Annotated in this window: 18 protein-coding genes; 15 read left to right on the forward strand and 3 right to left on the reverse strand. The window is 40.8% G+C overall.

The window, feature by feature from the left end:
- Nucleotides 1–220: 220 nt before the first annotated feature.
- The gene (locus tag DXC04_RS14720; RefSeq protein ID WP_118661280.1) at nucleotides 221–478 is read right to left on the reverse strand and encodes an HPr family phosphocarrier protein; all 258 of its coding nucleotides are present in this window, start codon (nucleotides 476–478) and stop codon (nucleotides 221–223) included.
- Nucleotides 479–624: 146 nt separating this feature from the next.
- Between DXC04_RS14720 and DXC04_RS14725 the strand changes: the two genes are divergently transcribed.
- The 7 genes from DXC04_RS14725 (at nucleotide 625) to pepI (ending at nucleotide 8,686) form a co-directional block, all read left to right on the forward strand.
- Nucleotides 625–1,521, forward strand: coding sequence for a LysR family transcriptional regulator (locus tag DXC04_RS14725; protein WP_118661281.1), 897 nt, complete (start codon nucleotides 625–627; stop codon nucleotides 1,519–1,521).
- Nucleotides 1,522–1,693: 172 nt separating this feature from the next.
- The gene (locus DXC04_RS14730) at nucleotides 1,694–2,488 is read left to right on the forward strand and encodes a DUF4866 domain-containing protein (RefSeq protein ID WP_118661282.1); all 795 of its coding nucleotides are present in this window, start codon (nucleotides 1,694–1,696) and stop codon (nucleotides 2,486–2,488) included.
- 12 nt (nucleotides 2,489–2,500) lie between these two features.
- The gene (locus DXC04_RS14735) at nucleotides 2,501–3,832 is read left to right on the forward strand and encodes a threonine/serine ThrE exporter family protein (protein WP_118661283.1); all 1,332 of its coding nucleotides are present in this window, start codon (nucleotides 2,501–2,503) and stop codon (nucleotides 3,830–3,832) included.
- Between the two features lie 18 nt (nucleotides 3,833–3,850).
- Nucleotides 3,851–4,768, forward strand: coding sequence for a DUF3877 family protein (locus DXC04_RS16125; protein ID WP_330426487.1), 918 nt, complete (start codon nucleotides 3,851–3,853; stop codon nucleotides 4,766–4,768).
- 121 nt (nucleotides 4,769–4,889) lie between these two features.
- A complete protein-coding gene (locus DXC04_RS14750) occupies nucleotides 4,890–6,572 on the forward strand; it encodes a phospho-sugar mutase (protein ID WP_118661284.1) in 1,683 nt (560 codons plus the stop codon).
- A 144-nt stretch (nucleotides 6,573–6,716) separates the two neighbouring features.
- A complete protein-coding gene (locus DXC04_RS14755; protein WP_021861453.1) occupies nucleotides 6,717–7,472 on the forward strand; it encodes an aminoglycoside phosphotransferase family protein in 756 nt (251 codons plus the stop codon).
- 323 nt (nucleotides 7,473–7,795) lie between these two features.
- Nucleotides 7,796–8,686 (forward strand): proline iminopeptidase, encoded by an 891-nt coding sequence (gene pepI, locus DXC04_RS14760; RefSeq protein ID WP_021861452.1) that lies wholly within the window; start codon nucleotides 7,796–7,798, stop codon nucleotides 8,684–8,686.
- 110 nt (nucleotides 8,687–8,796) lie between these two features.
- Here pepI and DXC04_RS14765 read toward each other — a convergent pair whose 3' ends face one another.
- Entirely contained in the window at nucleotides 8,797–9,798 is a 1,002-nt protein-coding gene (locus DXC04_RS14765; RefSeq protein ID WP_118661285.1) for an asparaginase, read from the reverse strand.
- Between the two features lie 222 nt (nucleotides 9,799–10,020).
- Here DXC04_RS14765 and DXC04_RS14770 point away from each other — a divergent pair, with 222 nt between their 5' ends.
- Entirely contained in the window at nucleotides 10,021–10,746 is a 726-nt protein-coding gene (locus DXC04_RS14770; protein ID WP_118661286.1) for a phosphatase, read from the forward strand.
- Between the two features lie 65 nt (nucleotides 10,747–10,811).
- A complete protein-coding gene (locus tag DXC04_RS14775; RefSeq protein WP_118661287.1) occupies nucleotides 10,812–11,120 on the forward strand; it encodes a YerC/YecD family TrpR-related protein in 309 nt (102 codons plus the stop codon).
- A 65-nt stretch (nucleotides 11,121–11,185) separates the two neighbouring features.
- On the opposite strand, the gene DXC04_RS14780 is transcribed toward DXC04_RS14775, so the two are convergent.
- A complete protein-coding gene (locus tag DXC04_RS14780; RefSeq protein ID WP_021861448.1) occupies nucleotides 11,186–11,797 on the reverse strand; it encodes a DUF1836 domain-containing protein in 612 nt (203 codons plus the stop codon).
- 120 nt (nucleotides 11,798–11,917) lie between these two features.
- On the opposite strand from DXC04_RS14780, the gene DXC04_RS14785 reads away from it, so the two are divergent.
- The 6 genes from DXC04_RS14785 to rlmD form a co-directional block, all read left to right on the forward strand.
- Nucleotides 11,918–13,195 carry an L-cysteine desulfidase family protein gene (locus DXC04_RS14785; protein WP_118661288.1) on the forward strand — a complete coding sequence of 426 codons (1,278 nt, stop codon included), beginning with the start codon at nucleotides 11,918–11,920 and terminating at the stop codon, nucleotides 13,193–13,195.
- Nucleotides 13,196–13,198: 3 nt separating this feature from the next.
- The gene (locus tag DXC04_RS14790) at nucleotides 13,199–13,588 is read left to right on the forward strand and encodes a DUF3783 domain-containing protein (protein WP_021861446.1); all 390 of its coding nucleotides are present in this window, start codon (nucleotides 13,199–13,201) and stop codon (nucleotides 13,586–13,588) included.
- A gap of 5 nt (nucleotides 13,589–13,593) precedes the next feature.
- A complete protein-coding gene (pcrA, locus tag DXC04_RS14795; RefSeq protein WP_021861445.1) occupies nucleotides 13,594–15,849 on the forward strand; it encodes a DNA helicase PcrA in 2,256 nt (751 codons plus the stop codon).
- 87 nt (nucleotides 15,850–15,936) lie between these two features.
- On the forward strand, nucleotides 15,937–16,179 hold the full coding sequence (locus tag DXC04_RS14800; protein ID WP_021861444.1) for a hypothetical protein: 243 nt from the start codon (nucleotides 15,937–15,939) through the stop codon (nucleotides 16,177–16,179).
- Nucleotides 16,180–16,309: 130 nt separating this feature from the next.
- Nucleotides 16,310–17,239 carry an NYN domain-containing protein gene (locus tag DXC04_RS14805; protein ID WP_118661289.1) on the forward strand — a complete coding sequence of 310 codons (930 nt, stop codon included), beginning with the start codon at nucleotides 16,310–16,312 and terminating at the stop codon, nucleotides 17,237–17,239.
- Between the two features lie 73 nt (nucleotides 17,240–17,312).
- A partial coding sequence (rlmD, locus tag DXC04_RS14810; RefSeq protein WP_118661290.1) for a 23S rRNA (uracil(1939)-C(5))-methyltransferase RlmD occupies nucleotides 17,313–18,691 on the forward strand: 1,379 nt, incomplete at its 3' end.

Below are 18,691 nucleotides of genomic sequence, written 5' to 3' on the forward strand. Positions count from 1 at the left end.
AGGGCATGACCAAGCAAGGTGATAGGTAAAGGATGAAGAATTTCTTGTATGCAGTTTTGAAGGTACATAACTTACAGAAGTGATTGGTATAAAGCCAGTCGCTTTTTTGTTATAAGAAATAAAAACTATTAATCTTTTATTCAAGTATTTTAATATAGATAAATAAAAAGACGACTATCTTTTTCGGACAGTCGTATGAGAGTAACTAAGAATGAGGAAATTATTTCTTCTCTTTTTTATGACAGATTCCATACTTTTGAAGAGATGAGAAAACCTGAACTTCGTCATTACCATGAATCATCAGTAATGCTGGAAGACCCAGTTGGATATTTGCAAGTTCAGAAAGCTTTTTCCCATCAATGGGTTTGTTGTGGTTGGAAATATCGCGTATTTGTACATCAGAAGAAACCTTACTGCAAATATTATGAAAGATAATAAATTGACTTGTTGTTGTGAATTTTATATTATTTTTTATCATAGCAGGCCACCTCTGTAAAAATAGATTTTCTTTTTCCTTTTGCAAGTATATAATAGATGACAAGAAATGTAAAATGTATATTCGGCATACCTGATATATAAATAAAATATAGATATGGTATAGATGTGATATAGATGGAGAGAAAAATGGACATTACATACGATTATTACCGGATTTTTTATTATGTGACAACCTATAAGAGTTTTTCAAAGGCGGCAAAAGTATTAGGAAGCAACCAGCCCAATATTACGCATTTTATGAACAATCTGGAAAATCAGCTTGGCTGTCGGTTGTTTGTACGATCTAACCGTGGTGTAACATTGACACAGGAAGGTGAATTATTATATCAACATGTCAGGATTGCTTATCAGCAGCTTCATGCAGCGGAAGTAGAGCTGGCAGGAAAACGTAGTATGGAAAGTGGGATCGTTACGATCAGTGCAAGCGAGATTGCATTACATTTACGGCTTCTTCCGGTACTTACAAAGTTTCATAAATCATATCCCAATATTCAGCTCCATTTGTTGAATCATAGTACACCAAGAGCAATACGCGCGGTAAAAGAGGGACAGGCGGACCTGGCAATTGTAACGACTCCATTGAAGGCGCAGAAGCCTTTAAAAGTAATGCCACTGATGAAATTTCGTGAGATTGCAGTTGCAAGTCCTGCGTTTTGTCTGGATATACTAGGGAAAGAAAGAGATTCTCAGGTTCATTTAAAAGAAATTGCTTCACATCCCATAGTCAGTCTGGAGAAAGACAGCACATCATACAAATTTTATTCAGAATGGTTTATGGAACAGAATCTGATATTTACACCGAACACAGAAGTAGAGACGATGGATCAGATATTGCCACTGATTTCGTGTGGGCTGGGAATTGGCTTTTTACCGGAATTATATGTAAAACCAGCAATAGAATCTGGAAAATTGCAGATGATATCATTATACGAAAAGATTCCTGAAAGAGAAATCTGTCTGGTGGAAAATATGAATTTCCCACCGGGAATTGCAGAGGAAGCTTTTAAACATTTATTGTTGTAGAAAATGTATTTTTAGCAATGGAAATGGCAGGTGTATGATGCAGAAATGTGATTATATATATATAACATAGGTGCCATGTAAATAAAACAGAAGTTATTTATTTGACTTTGAAAAAACAGCTTTCTATACTTAATAAAGTATAGAAGGCTATTTTTGTTATGGAGGCGATAATATGCAAACTGTATTACCGAGAGAAGAAGCTGTAGAAGCAATTTTTTCTAAAATATTTGAATCAAAAGAAGCATGTGGAAGATTAAAAGACGTATTTCAGGAACATCTGGAAGAAGAAAATATATCCGGAGATTCAGCAGGACATTTCGCAGAGGTACTGTTTCATGCATATAAAAATGGTGATGTTACGGCACTTTTATTGGAACTTTGTGGAAGAAGTATGTTTGACTTATTGCGGGAAGCATATTTGATTCCTAAAAAATTTCACGGAAAAGCGGGTGCAAATCCGGTGCTTTTAACAGATGTAGATGGCAATCTGTTACAGGAAAAAAAGGTCACGGCAAGAGAATATACGAAATTCAAAGAAACATACGAGATACATCAATGTGCACCGAGATCAAAAATATATCTGGCAGATGGATATGATCTTGTACGGTCTTATGAAAAAGGAACAAAAATTGTTGAGAAAAAAGAAAACAAAAGCAGAGGCATATTGATTCTGTATGCTTTACCGGATACATGTAAGATGGGATTGACAGAGGCTGAAGCGTATGCAGTTGTATGGGAAACATTTATGCAGATTCAGAAAGCAGCACCGCGCGCAATTGTATATTACGGACAGGAAACAGGAATTAAAAAGCAAAAAGAGTTTGATGAGATCGGGGTGCTCCTGCCGATTCGCGAATTTGAGAAGAAGATGCTGCATCACTTGCAGGAAGTGGATGGTATCGTGCTGGCATGCCGGGAAAAGATGATGGAAAAAGCAGGACAGGAAAGTCTGGATCTGAATGATTAGGAAGTGATGAGAATGCAACCAGATCAATTACGAAAAAATCATATGGATATTCTTTGGCATGAGTATACAGATGCAGGAGGAGAGAACAGACCTGTTACAGAAGCAAGCCTTACTGAGAAAGCTTCTATTATCGGCAGAGTGGGTATTATGCTCTTGTCCTGTGGAACCGGAGCATGGAGAGTGAGAAGTTCCATGAATACACTTGCAGAAGTGATGGGGATCACATGTACCGCGGATATTGGACTGATGTCGATCGAATACACCTGTTTTGATGGAGAAGATGGTTATACACAAGCTCTTTGTCTGACTAATACAGGGGTAAATACATCAAAATTAAACCGTCTGGAAAAATTTATCCGGAATTTTGAAAAGGAAGGAAAGCATATATCCGGAGAACAGTTACATCAGCTTCTGGATGAAATAGAGAAAATTCATGGATTATATTCACCTGTGGCACTGGGAATGGCTGCAGCGCTTGCGTGTGGTGGATTCACATTTCTGCTTGGCGGAGGTCCGATTGAAATGCTCTGTGCATTTATTGGCGCAGGTGTTGGAAATTATGTGCGGTGCAAATTGACAAAACACCATTTTACTTTGTTTTTGTGTATTGTATCCAGTGTATCATTAGCTTGTTTTACTTATGCGGGATTTTTAAAATTAGCAGAAATTTTGTGGGGAATATCCGTTCAACATGAAGCTGGTTATATATGTGCCATGCTCTTTATTATTCCGGGGTTTCCATTTATTACGAGTGGCATTGACCTTGCAAAACTGGATATGCGTTCGGGCATGGAACGTTTTGCGTATGCTATATTGGTTATTCTTGTCGCAACAATGGCTGCCTGGATCATGGCATTAATTCTACATTTACAGCCGGTAGATTTTCCAAAAATTTGTTTAACATCAGAAGAGCAGGTGATATTCCGGCTTCTTGCCAGCTTTTGTGGTGTGTTTGGATTTTCCATTATGTTCAACAGTCCACCGGGACTTGCAGCTGTAGCTGCAGGAATCGGAGCAGTTGCCAATACACTTCGACTTGAATTTGTTGATCTTACCGGTATGCCGCCGGCAGTAGCGGCATTTATTGGAGCGCTTACGGCTGGAATATTAGCATCTTTAATAAAAAACAGAGCTGGATATCCGAGAATTTCAGTGACAGTCCCATCTATTGTTATTATGGTTCCTGGGTTATACTTATATCGAGGCTTCTATAATTTGGGAATGATGTCGCTTTCGGTATCCGCATCCTGGTTTGCATCAGCTATGCTCATTGTTATGGCGTTGCCGCTGGGTCTGATATTTGCAAGGATACTGACAGACAGATCATTCCGTTATTGTACATAGATAACAGGAGAGGAAAATATGCGTTTAAAAAATATATTATTGGTGGTAGAAGATGTTGAGCGTTCCAGACGCTTTTATGAAGAACTGTTCGGGTTACATGTGATTACAGCTTTTGACGGAAATATGATACTGACAGAAGGATTAGTCCTGCAGGACCGAGAAATCTGGGAGAAATTAACAGGAAAAAAAGTCAAAAATGCAGGAAATAATGCAGAATTATACTTTGAAGAGAATGAATTAACAAAATTTGCAGGAAAACTGGAGAAATCAGACTGGAATATTACTTATGTGAATCCTCTAAAAGAAGAAAGCGGAGGACAGCAAGTGATCCGTATTTATGATCCGGACGGGCATCTGATCGAGATTGGAGAGTCTTTGGAACATGCAGAAAAAAGGCAAAAAGAAGGGTTTGCAAAGATGGAGAGAAATCTTGTGGATATTATGAAGGAAGAACAGGCAAAACTGGGATTTCGTAAAGAAGCAGTAAGACTGTATTATCCACTCGCTACATTGCAGCATTTCTTTCATGCAGAAGATACGGCAGAAGAGATGCAGGAGCGACTGCAGGCATTTCCGGAAGAATTTGCAGACAAACTGGGAAATGTACAGGTGACGCATAAGAAAGACCGGTTTTGTATTCACATTCCGGAAGAAGGAAGTGTCTATGCAAAAGAACAGATGAAAGATAACGAGTTCATAAAAGAACTGATCGGACAGGTACAGCAGTGTGACTGTACAGTTGAAGATCTTAAGAAGTTGTTTGAAGCACATTCAGATCAGGTGATTTTTGAAACTATGTCAAATGGAGAGTTTGATTATCTTCTCCGTTTTGCGGACGGGGTACCCGATGACTATTATTACTGCTTCAAAGATGAAGGCTGTCATATGGTTTATCATCGTTTTTTGCCGGAAGATTATAAAGATTTTGACTTTTAAGATTTTAATCTTGAGAATTCTGCCAAGGAAGCAAGAACAAAATTGCGGCATGCTTGAAAATATGCTATATTAAAAGTATCATTTACGAATGGAAATATATGAAGTAATAGGAGTGATCAAAATGTATCAGGAAGAGTATAAACGTTGGCTGGATGCAGATCTGGAAGATGCAGATCTAAACCCGGAATTAACGAAAATTGCGGGAAATGAAGAAGAGATCAAGGAGCGTTTTGCAGTAGCACTGAAGTTTGGAACAGCCGGACTTCGAGGTGTACTCGGAGCCGGAACGAACCGTATGAATATTTATGTTGTACGTCAGGCAACGCAGGGACTTGCAAACTGGGTAAAGACACAGGGAGGAACACAGACAGTAGCGATCAGTTATGACAGTCGTCTGAAGAGTGATGTATTTGCCAAGACAGCAGCAGGAGTTCTGGCAGCGAATGGAATTAAGGTTCGCATTTATGACGCACTGATGCCTGTGCCGGCATTATCATTTGCAACACGTTATTATAACTGCAATGCAGGTGTTATGGTTACAGCATCCCACAACCCGGCAAAATATAATGGATACAAGGCTTATGGACCGGATGGATGCCAGATGACAGATGATGCGGCAGCAATTGTATATGCAGAGATCCAGAAGACAGATGTGCTTACAGGAGCAAAATACATATCTTTTGCAGAAGGTGTAGAAAAAGGTCTGATCCAGTTTGTAGGGGATGATTGCAAGAATGCATTATATGAAGCAATCGAGTCACGTCAGGTTCGTCCGGGCTTATGCAAGAGTGCAGGATTGAAACTGGTATACAGCCCGTTAAATGGTTCCGGACTGGTACCTGTTACACGTGTATTAAAAGATATTGGCATTACGGATATTACAATTGTACCGGAGCAGGAATATCCAAATGGCTATTTTACAACTTGCAGTTATCCTAACCCGGAGATTTTTGAGGCGTTGGAACTGGGACTGAATCTTGCAAAAGAGACAGGTGCAGATCTGATGCTTGCAACCGATCCGGATGCGGACCGTGTTGGTATTGCAATGAAGTGCCCGGATGGTTCTTATGAGCTGGTAAGCGGTAATGAAGTAGGAGTTCTTCTGTTAGATTATATCTGCGCAGGACGTATGGAGAAAGGCACAATGCCAGAGAATCCGGTCGCTGTAAAATCTATCGTGTCTACACCACTTGCAGATGCAGTTGCAGCACATTATGGTGTCGAGCTTCGCAATGTACTGACTGGATTTAAGTGGATCGGAGATCAGATTGCACAGTTAGAAGAAGCAGGAGAAGTAGATCGCTTCATCTTTGGATTTGAAGAGAGTTATGGATATCTTGCCGGACCGTATGTAAGAGATAAAGATGCGGTGATTGGTTCTATGTTAATCTGTGAGATGGCAGCTTATTACAGAAGTATCGGAAGTTCCCTAAAGCAGAGAATGGAAGAGATTTATACGGAGTATGGTCGTTATCTGAATAAGATTGACAGCTTTGAGTTTCCGGGACTGAGTGGTATGGATAAGATGGCAGGTATTATGCAGGGACTTCGCGAGAATCCGCTGACAGAAGTTGCAGGACATAAAGTTGTATCTGTAACTGATTATCAGAAGCCGGAAGAGACAGGTCTGCCGTCTGCGAATGTACTGATTTACAAGCTGGAAGGCGGCGCAACAGTAATCGTTCGTCCGTCAGGAACAGAGCCGAAGATTAAGATTTATTATACAACACTTGGCAAAGATCTTGCAGAAGCCGAAAGTCAGAAAGAAAAACTTGCAGAAGCATTAAAGCCAATTATGAAATAGCAAGATTGTAGAAAAAATAACAATAAAATAAAACGCAAAAAAATAAGTTAAAAAAATATCAAAAAAGCTTCCTTTTTCTGTATTACGGGTATATAATGTGTTTAACAAGTAAAGTTCGGAAATATAGAAAAGGAGGCTTATTTTATGAATATGGATTTATGTAAACTGATCGTGGAACGTCCGTATAAGAAAGTGTATCGCTGTGAAGGCAGTATCGTTAAATTATTTGATGAGAACCATCCAAAAGTTGACATTTTCAATGAAGCAATGGAAACAGCCAGAGTCGAAGCAACCGGTCTTGAGATTCCAAAGCTCCAGAAAATAGAAAATATTGACGGAAAATGGGCGATTTTTCTGGAATACAAAGATGGTAAGACATTAGAAGAGATGATGCATGTGGACCCGGCGAATATTGACAAGTACATGTCCGACTTTGTTGACCTGCAATTACAGATACAGTCTAAGAAAGCACCGATGCTTCCAGATCTGAGAGAGAAGCTTGCAAGACAGATCAACAGTATTACAGAACTGGATGCAAGCCAGAGATACGAACTTCTAACGAGGCTGGAAAGTATGCCACATCACAGTAAGCTTTGTCACGGAGATTTCAATCCGAGCAATATTATTGTCGGAAAGAATGGAAAAATGACAGTCGTGGACTGGGCACATGCAACACAGGGAAATGCCAGTGCAGATGCAGCAATGACGTATTTGTTATTTGCGCTTAAGGATCAGGAAGTGGCAGATCTCTATCTGAAAATTTTCTGTAAGAAATCAGACACAGCAATCCAGTATGTACAGCAGTGGCTCCCGATTGTGGCCGCTTCGCAGCTTGTAAAAGAGAATGAACTGGAGAAAGATTTCCTGATGAAGTGGATCGATGTTATGGATTATCAATAAGAGAATACTTAAAGAATCTGCCAATGGCAGATTCCTGTGGATGCTACATCAACGAAAAATGGGTGGGATTTTTCCTGCCCATTTTGAATTATAAAGGATGACTGTAAGTGATGGGGAGAGGCAAGGATAATTTGATAGATATTTTAATAAAATTTCATAAATTTAATATTTGGTTACTGTTAAAGTATATGAAATTATGTTATAATAATAACATGGTATTGGCCGCTCAAATCGAAGAATACAATGACAGAGATTTGTAGTTACAATACAACGCCGCAGTATGCGTGTTGCAAATTTTTTTTGTCAAAGAGGAGGAAAAGAAAATGGCAAAAATTACAGAAGGATATATGCCTTTTAAAGGTTATCAGACCTATTACAGAATTGTCGGAGAACAGAAAGACAACGGAAAAGCTCCGCTGATCTGTCTGCATGGTGGACCGGGATCTACTCATAACTATTTTGAAGTTCTGGATAATGTTGCAGATGATGACGATCGTATGATCATTATGTATGACCAGTTAGGATGCGGAAAATCTTATCTGGACGGACATCCGGAGATGTGGACACAGGATCTCTGGCTGGATGAGCTGGACGCATTAAGAGAGCATCTTGGACTGAAAGAATGCCACATCATTGGACAGTCATGGGGCGGTATGATGCAGATCGCATATGCAATTGAGCGTGGAGCAAAAGGCGTAAAATCCTTTATTATTTCTTCCGGACACCCAAGCAGTAGCCTCTGGGCAAGAGAAGGAATGAGAAGAATTAAGATGATGTCTGAGGAAGATCAGGCAGCAATCAATGATGCTCTGGAACGCAATGACTTTACAGGAGAAGCTTACCTGAAAGCAGTTGACAATTATATGGACAGATACTGCAACTACTGGAGAGAAGATCTTCCGGAATGCTGTACAAGAGAAAAGAAATCCGGTGGAGAAGCTTACCTGTATGGATGGGGACCGAACGAGTTCGTTCCATCCGGTACATTAAAAGATTTTGAGTACATTGACAGACTTCACGAGATCAAAGTTCCATCATTGATCATGAGTGGTATTTCTGATCTGTGTTCACCATTAGTAGCAAAGACTATGGCGGATGAGATTCCAAACTCTAAATGGATCCTCTGGGAGAGAGCGCGTCATACTACATTCGTAGACAGACATGATGATTACTGTGTTGAGCTGTTAAAATGGATGAACGAATACGACAAATAAGATTTTTAATATTTGGAAATATGCAGAAATAAGATTTTTTGCGTAAGATAAAAAGAAACGGCGTTTCATAGATGAATGATCATTTGTGAAACACCGTTTCTTCTTTATTATTACAACTCTTCCTGGCGGTCGTGATTGATAGTCTGATAGAATAAGCGGTGGATTTCTTTCGGATTGTTTGTCTGTCCAAGAATCCACATCAATTTGGCAACAAGTGCCTCGGTTGTCATATCCGCAGCCTGGAGGATGCCAGGGTGTTCGCTGTATTTCTTACCAACTTGATAAACTTCCAGATCACAGCCTTCTTCCGGAACCTGTGTTGTGACAGCGAGAGTCTTTCCGGAATCTACCCAACCGAAGATAGCTTTCTCAAAAGAATCATCGTATTCCGGAATACCTCCGATACCGAATGTTTCCAGAATGATCGCATCGTAATGTCCGCGCAACAGTTCAAAAATATCTGCCTTTACTTCTGGCGTCAGCTTCAGAACAAAGACACGGTCGTTCAGCCTCTGGTAAGATACCATATTTGCCTGAGCGGTTGTTGGTGCAATGTAGTGACGGACGATCCGGTCATCATGGATCACGGCAAGAAGTGGAAAGTTCATACTCTCGAAAGCGTCAAAACTTCTTGTTCGCTGTTTTCTTGCGCGGGTTCCGGCAACTACTTTTCCATTAAATACAATAGAAACATCACAGGAGTTATCGTCCAGTGCATAGAGAATGCTCTGGTAAATATTGATCTTGGCATCCGTATATGGGTTGCCCATTGGTTTTTGTGAGCCGGTAAGAACGATCGGTTTTGCAGAATTTTGGATCAGGTAAGACAGTGCAGCGGCTGTATAAGCCATCGTGTCTGTACCATGCAGAATAACAAAACCGTCATAATCGTTATAATGTTCTGTGATCGCGTCACGCATCAGTCCCCAGAGATATGGACGCATATTTGTACTGTCGATATTCATAAGCTGCAGTACGGTCAGATCACATTTGTCTTTGATGCCCGGTACGCTGGCTGCAAGTTCTTCACCTGTCATAGCCGGTGTTAATCCGTCTCCGCCTTCTGCGGATGCAATAGTTCCGCCGGTGGCAATCATAAGTATTTTCTTCATATTAAAAACCTCTTACTTAATTGTATAGAATATGTTGTGGCACATTGAGTATTTGCAGCGAATAACTACAGAATTATGTAGCATATTTGCAATGCAAAACAGAATGCCCATAAAATAAGATATCTGTGAAAACGTAAGATGTCAATAGAAATCTGGAAAAAGAAAGCCGTATCGGGTATAATTAAATCAAGAAGTGGAAAAATACAGAAAAGAGGAGAGATTATGACAATCGAAATAGATACACATGCGCATACGCTTGTCAGTGGACATGCTTATAATACAATGCGGGAAATGGTACAGATGGCAGCAGAAAAAGGACTGAAAGGACTGGCGCTTACAGAACATGCACCAAAAATGCCCGGAAGTACGAATTTATATTATTTTGAAAATCTTGGTGTTGTTCCGCGTAAGATGTACGGAATCGATGTGCTTCTTGGATCAGAGTTAAATATTCTGGATGCGGCAGGCAGTGTAGATCTGCCAAAATCCGTGCTTCGGAAACTGGATATTGCTATTGCAAGTATCCACACGCTGTGTTTTGAAGATGAGTGGAAAAAAGAGCCGGTTACAGAAGCTTACTTAAATGCAATGGAGAATCCGTGGATTGATATTATCGGACATCCGGATGACGGAAGATTTCCGGTAGATTATCCGACGATTGTGAAAAAGGCAAAAGAGACAGGAACATTGCTGGAACTTAATAATTCATCATTACGTCCTGGCGGTTTCCGACAGAATACAAAAGAGAACGCCATAGAGATGCTGAGATGCTGTAAAGAGCTTGGAGCAAAGATCGTGCTTGGTTCAGATGCACATGTAGATGCTTTCATTGCAGACTGTACATGGTCGGAACCCGTATTAAGAGAAGTGGACTTTCCGGAAGAGCTGATCGTGAATACATCGATCGTAAAATTGAAAGAAGCATTAAAACGTAATAAAAAGCTATAGACTTTACAAATTTAGTGTGTTAAAATGTAACGGTAATGAATACTGTTACAAAGGAGATAATTGCTATGAGTAAAAAAATAAGGACGGAAGCAGTGGATTATCTGTTTGAAGCTGTGCTGAGTCTGGAGAATAAAGAAGAGTGTTATACATTTTTTGAGGATATCTGTACGATCAACGAGTTGTTATCCCTGTCGCAGAGATTTGAAGTTGCGAAGATGCTGAGAGAGCAGAAGACATATCTGGAGATTGCAGAGAAAACAGGAGCTTCCACAGCCACGATCAGTCGTGTGAACCGTTCTTTGAATTATGGGAATGACGGATACGATATGGTATTTGAGCGAATTGCTAAGAAGGAAGAGCAGAGTGGAGAATAAAGCGTTTATACGATAGAATAACAAAGAATTTAATAAGAATAGAAAAAAAGAAGTAAGTGAAGTTCTTACTTCTTTTTTTTGCGCTCTTCCGGTTTTGGAAGTTCGTCGATCAGTTTTTCAATGATCTGCTTCTTGACGTATACATCAAAACTCAGATTGCAGATGAAAGCGAAAATCTGAAGATTACGCTGTTCTTTATCTGGAATATCCTGAAACATCTCCATCGCTGCATTATAAGAATGTGTAACATCCTTCTGCATATTCCAAATGCGTGATTTCTCAAGTTCGCAGATATCACTGTAAATGTCTGTAATAGAGAGCCCTTTTGTGTCTGAAAAATACTGTTCCGTCAGAGGAGCAAGAATCGTTTCAATATCCTTGATAGATAAAATGTTTTTAAAATAATAAATAAAGATCATAACAAGAACATGTTCGCGTGAATACTTCTTCTTCACCGGAGGCGGGAGGAGATTGTTCTTCGCGTAATTATTGATCATTGTCTTGGTCAGGATCTTATCATCCGTATAGCGCTTGGTCGAGCGGAGACTCTCTTCCATAAAGGTAGTGACCTGATCCATATACAGGTCAATATTCGGGATGTCTTCCGGTTTGATATAGTCTATTCTGGAGATGCTGGATAAAATACTGTTCAGCAGATCATTTGTATCAATTGTCATATTATCACCTCAATGTAACCATTATATAGTATTCAAAACTAGATGGCAATAGAAATATTTTTATGCTATACTGTTTGGGTAAAAAATATTGGGGAATTTGTGCAAAGCAGGGAGGTTATCATGAAGAAAACAGATGAAAAATATCAGGCATACATACAGATATTAAAAGAAGAACTGGTGCCGGCAATGGGGTGTACGGAACCGATCGCACTTGCTTATGCAGGAGCAAAGGCAAGAGAAGTACTGGGATGTGTACCGGATAAAGTACTGGTAGAAGCCAGCGGAAGTATTATAAAAAATGTAAAAAGTGTCATTGTTCCGAATACGAATCATCTGAAAGGAATTCCGGCGGCAGTGACAGCAGGAATCATTGCCGGAAAGGCAGAGAAAGAGCTGGAAGTTATCGCAGAAGTGACACCGGATGAGATTGAGCAGATGATCACATTTTTAAAAGAGACGCCGATTACAGTTGAACATATCGATCAGGGGATTACATTTGATATTGTGCTGACGTTGTATAAAGAAGATTCCTATGCGAAGGTAAGAATCGCAAATTATCATACGAACATTGTACATATTGAAAAAGATGGTGAAGTGATATTTGACATTCCGGTAGAAGGAGAGAACGAAGAAGGGCTGACGGACAGAAGCCTTCTGGACATGAAGTCTATCTGGAATTTTATTAATACGGTAGATGTTGCCGATATTAAAGAAGTAATCGGTCGTCAGATTGAGTATAATACAGCGATTGCAGATGAAGGTCTGCGCGGGGACTACGGAGCAAATATCGGAAGTGTTCTCTTAAGTGCGTATGGAGATGATGTCCGTACAAGAGCGAAGGCGAGAGCGGCAGCAGGATCGGATGCACGTATGAACGGATGTGAGCTGCCGGTTATTATTAACGCTGGAAGCGGTAATCAGGGAATGACATGTTCGTTACCGGTTCTCGAATATGCAAAAGAGCTGAATGTGACAGAAGAGAAGAAATACCGTGCACTTGCGTTATCAAATCTGACAGCGATCCATCAGAAGACCGGAATTGGAAGACTTTCCGCATATTGTGGAGCAGTCAGTGCAGGTGCGGCAGCAGGGGCTGGAATTGCATACCTGTGCGGTGGCGGCTATGAAGAAGTTATTCATACAGTTGTGAATGCACTGGCAATCGTATCCGGTATGGTCTGTGATGGAGCGAAAGCTTCCTGTGCAGCGAAGATTGCGGCATCTGTAGATGCAGGAATCCTTGGCTATAACATGTACCTGAATGGACAGCAGTTCTACGCCGGTGACGGAATTGTAACAAAAGGTGTGGAGGCAACAATCCAGAATATCGGTCGTCTCGGTAAAGAAGGTATGCGTGAGACGAATGAAGAGATTATTAAGATGATGATCGGAGAATAGGTAATGAGACAGACGGTACTGTGCTACAATTTAAAAGGAACGAAAAAAGGAAGAAAACTCGGAATGATTTTCAGCTATCTCGGGTTTAAAGTGCGTCATATTCTGCCGGAAGAATATCATATTCCGGTAGGAGAACTGGCAGAGGGCAAAACAGATGCGGAGACAAAGAGCGAAGAAACGGACGGCGAAGAGCCATTTACAGACGAGATGCTTATCTTATGTCCGGCATCGGAAGCGTCCCTCGACAAAGCACTATTTATGATGCGCAAAGAAAAAGTGCAGGTTCCGTTAAAAGCAGTTCTCACACCTTCTAATCAGGAGTGGGATTCGGTTTCACTGCATGATGAGATTTTGAAAGAACATAAAGCAATGTCTGACAAGAAAGGAAATTAAGAACTTTGAGTATTTACGATACATTAAATGAACCACAGAGAGAAGCCGTATTTCAAACGGAAGGTCCACTTCTTATTCTTGCCGGTGCGGGTTCCGGGAAAACAAGAGTGCTGACTCATCGGATTGCATATCTGATCGAAGAACAGGGCGTAAATCCGTGGAATATCCTGGCAATCACATTTACGAATAAGGCAGCAGGTGAGATGCGGGACAGAGTTGACCAGCTGGTTGGATTCGGTTCAGAAAGCATCTGGGTAAGTACCTTTCATTCGATGTGTGTGCGGATTCTCAGACGTCATATTGAACTGCTGGGATATGATACAAATTTTACGATTTATGATACAGATGATCAGAAGACGTTGATGAAAGATGTTTGCAAGCTACTGGAGATTGATACAAAACGTTTCAGAGAGCGTGCACTTATGAGTGCAGTTTCCCAGGCGAAGAATGAACTGATCACACCGGAAGAGTTTCGGCTGAATGCGGGTGGAGATTTTGCACAGCGGAAAATTGCAGATGTTTACGAAGAATATGAGAAACAGCTCCGCGCAAATAATGCGTTGGATTTTGACGATCTGCTTTTTAAGACAGTACAGCTTTTCCAGACGCAGAAAGATGTTCTGGAATATTATCAAGAACGTTTCCGTTATATGATGGTAGATGAGTATCAGGATACGAATACTGTACAGTTTGAACTGATCCGGCTGCTTGCTGCAAAGTACAGAAATCTCTGTGTAGTAGGAGACGATGACCAGTCCATTTATAAGTTCCGTGGCGCGAACATTAAAAATATTCTGAACTTTGAAAAAGTATTTGAAGATGCGAAAGTGATCAAACTGGAGCAGAATTACCGTTCTACACAGAATATCCTGAATGCGGCGAACGCTGTGATCAGCAACAATGTGGGAAGAAAAGCCAAAACATTGTGGACAGATAATGACGAAGGCGATAAGATCCGTTTCCGCCAGTTTGATACCGCATATGATGAAGCCGAATTTATCGTAGATGATATCCGAGAACAGGTAGATAGAGGAAATGGCACTTATAATGATAATGCTATTTTATACCGGACGAATGCACAGTCGCGTATATTTGAAGAGAAATTTGTCACAGCGAATATTCCATATAAGATCGTCGGAGGAATCAACTTCTATGCAAGACGTGAGATCAAAGATCTGCTGTGCTATCTGAAGACAATTGACAATGGCAAAGATGATCTTGCTGTCCGTCGTGTGATCAATGTGCCAAAACGTGGAATCGGTCTCACGAGCATTAACCGTGTGCAGGATTATGCGGCAGCATATGATATCGGATTTTATGATGCACTTCTTTCTGCAGATGCAATCCCGAATATTGGAAGAGGACTTTCAAAATTAGAATCCTTTGTTGCACTGATTGAACATTTCAAAGTGGATGCAAAAGATATGACGCTGTCCGATCTGATGCAGGAGATTCTGGATGTTACAGGTTATATTGACAGTCTTATGGCCGAGGGGCCGGAAGAAGCAGAAGCGCGAATTGAGAATATTGACGAGCTTAGAAGCAAGATCGCGACATATGAAGAAACATGCGAAGAAAATAACGAACCGGCTACGTTGAATGGATTTCTGGAAGAGGTTGCGCTGGTTGCGGATATTGACAGTCTGGATGAAGACACTGACTATGTTGTGCTCATGACACTTCACAGCGCGAAAGGTCTGGAATTTTCACACGTATATCTAGCAGGACTGGAAGATGGAATATTTCCAAGCTATATGACAATTACGGCAGACAGTCCGGAAGAACTGGAAGAAGAGAGAAGACTCTGTTATGTCGGAATTACAAGAGCGGAGGAGGAACTGACATTAACCTGTGCAAGAAGACGGATGATCCGCGGAGAGACACAGTATAATAAAATATCCCGTTTCTTAAAAGAGATTCCGATGGAACTTTTAAGTACAGGCGGTATTTTCAAGAAAGAAGCGCCAGTGGAAGAACTAGCGAAAGCAAGTGCTTATATGCAGGCAAAACAGGCATTTCACACAAAACCATTTGCGGCATCGAATCCATTTTCCACAGCGAAACCTGCAAAAGAATTTGGCACACCAAAGGGAGACGGACCGGGTTATGATGTGGGCGATCGCGTTCAGCATGTCAAGTTCGGGGAAGGAACTGTGACGGCACTTGTGAAAGGCGGAAGAGACTACGAAGTGACAGTTGATTTTGACAGCGCAGGTACGAAAAAAATGTTTGCAATGTTTGCAAAACTTCGGAAAATTTAACATAAAAAGATAGTAATCTGAAAACGATAGTGTTATAATAAGACCAATAACTGAATCGCGTGAGATCACGAGAAAGGATGTGGGAGCATGAGTAGAGTAGATGAACTTATTGCAGCAACCAAATTAAGCGAGCTGGTGAATAAAAAGGAAGAAGATAAGCAGTGTAAGAACGTATTATGGGCACTGGCAATCGTAGGTGCAATTGCAGCAGTAGCAGGAATCGCCTATGCAGTATACTGCTTCTTTACGCCAGATTATCTGGAAGACTTTGAAGATGATTTTGAGGATGATTTCGATGATGATTTCTTCAATGACGAAGATCAGGTATAAGTCTTACAAAAAAGTAAAAGAAAAGCAGGTTTTTTGCCTGCTTTTTTTCTTGCTATAGTGAGAGAAAAAGTTTTTTCGTTATAGCAGGGAAGAGATAAGAACGAATTTCGGGATAAGGAGATCTTAAGATATGGACGAACAATGCTATGCATTACTCATTGATGCGGACAACGTATCTGCAAAATATATCAAACCGATTTTGACAGAGCTTGCACGTTACGGCAATATTACTTATAAGAGAATTTATGGAGACTGGACAAGTACACAGCATTCAAGCTGGAAAGATGAACTTTTGAAAAATTCCATCACACCGATCCAGCAGTTCAGTTACACACAGGGGAAAAATGCAACGGACTCTGCAATGATCATTGATGCAATGGATATTTTGTACACGAATGATGTAGATGGATTCTGCATTGTGTCCAGTGACAGTGATTTTACAAGACTGGTAAGCAGACTTCGTGAAAGTGGGAAGAATGTGATCGGTATGGGTGAAAATAAAACGCCGGAGCCGTTTCGCAAGGCGTGTGATAAATTTACTATTTTAGAAAACCTGTTAAATGAACAGGAACCGGGAAGAACAGAGACACCACGGGAAGGTCTGAGCAAAGAGAAGATTGAAGAAGACATTGTGAAGATGATACTGGAAAATGATGATAACAATAAGCAGACAGGACTTGGCGAAGTCGGAAGCCGCCTTGTAAGCCTGCATCCGGATTTTGATGTGCGAAGCTATGGATACAACATGCTTTCCAAATTTCTGGAAGAATTTCCGAAACTGGAGCTTGTAAAAAAAGGTAAGTTCGTTGCAGTTTCTCTGAAAGAAAATCATGGAAAGAAAACGGTTGTTGACCGGTATGTACAGAATCTGGTGAAGAATGCCGGAGAGAAGGGAATTGAGTTGAGCACACTGGGCAACCGTATTTATGAAAAATACAAAGATTTTAAGATCAATGACTATGGATACGCACAGTTTAATCAGTATGTGAAGAGTGTAGACCAGATAAGGGTAGAAAAAGCAGGAACAATACTGATTGCAAAATATAAAGAACAGAAGTAATCCTGTGGGATGAAAATCAAGAAGATAGAATGAATCAAAAAAAGTATTATTTAAACAGGAAGGAATAGAAAACATGAAAAAGGGACAGGTCTGGGAAGGAATCGTAAAAGAGGTAGATTTTCCAAATAAAGGAAAAGTATTTCTGCCGGAAGAAGATCGTACCGTGATCGTGAAAAATACAGTGCCGGGACAGAAGATCAGATTTTCAGTAAATAAGATCCGCAAAGGGAAAGCAGAAGGAAGACTGCTGGAAGTGCTGAAGCCATCAGAGAAAGAGATTCCGTCTGTTTGTCCACATTTTGGGCAGTGTGGTGGTTGCACATATCAGAATCTGCCATATGAAGAACAACTGGCAATGAAAGAGTCACAGATTAAGAAAATGATGGATGAAGCTGTGAATGGCAAGTATGTCTGGGAGGGAGTAAAACCAAGCCCGGTAAAACAGGCATATCGTAATAAGATGGAGTTCTCTTTTGGAGATGAGTATAAAGATGGACCAATCGCACTTGGTATGCATAAAAGAGGCAGTTTTCATGATATTGTCAATGTGACAGACTGCCAGATTGTGGACGAAGATTACCGAAAGATTCTTGACTGTACATTAGAGGCAGCAAGGGAGTCGGGACTTCTATATTATCACCGCATGAGACATACCGGATATTTTCGCCATCTGCTTGTAAGAAAAGCTGTGAAAACAGAAGAGATTTTAGTAGATCTTGTAACGACAACGGAAACAGATGCACAGGCATTTCTGGATACATGGGTGAAAAAGCTTCTGGAATTGGAACTCGATGGTAAAATGGCAGGTATCCTGCATACAAAAAATGACAGTGTTGCTGATGTAGTAAAAGATGAAGGAACGGAAGTGCTCTATGGACAGGATTATTTCTATGAAGAACTGTTAGGGCTGAAATTCAAGATTACTCCATTTTCGTTCTTCCAGACAAATTCGCTGGGAGCGGAAGTGCTGTATGAGACAGCGAGAGAGTACATTGGAGATATCAATGAGAAGGTTATCTTTGACTTGTATAGCGGAACCGGAACGATTGCGCAGATCCTTGCACCGGTAGCAAAAAAAGTTGTTGGTGTGGAGATTGTGGAAGAAGCGGTTGAAGCTGCGAAGGAAAATGCTGCGCTTAATGGCCTTGATAACTGCACATTCTGGGCAGGTGATGTGCTGAAAGTGATTGATGAACTGGGCGAAGTGCCGGATCTTATTATGCTTGATCCACCGCGTGACGGCGTGAATCCAAAAGCGCTGATGAAGATCCTGAATTTCGGCGTGGACCGTCTTGTATATATTGCCTGTAAACCGACCAGCCTTGCCAGAGATCTGGAGATGATCCAGGGTAGAGGATATAAGGTGGAGAAGATCTCCTGCGTAGATTTATTTCCGAATACGTACCACGTGGAGACGGTTGTCTTGCTTTCCAAGGGTGAGGTCGACTCGAA

This window comes from Dorea sp. OM07-5, assembly GCF_003481355.1.
Taxonomy (GTDB): Bacteria; Bacillota; Clostridia; order Lachnospirales; family Lachnospiraceae; genus Dorea_D; species Dorea_D hominis.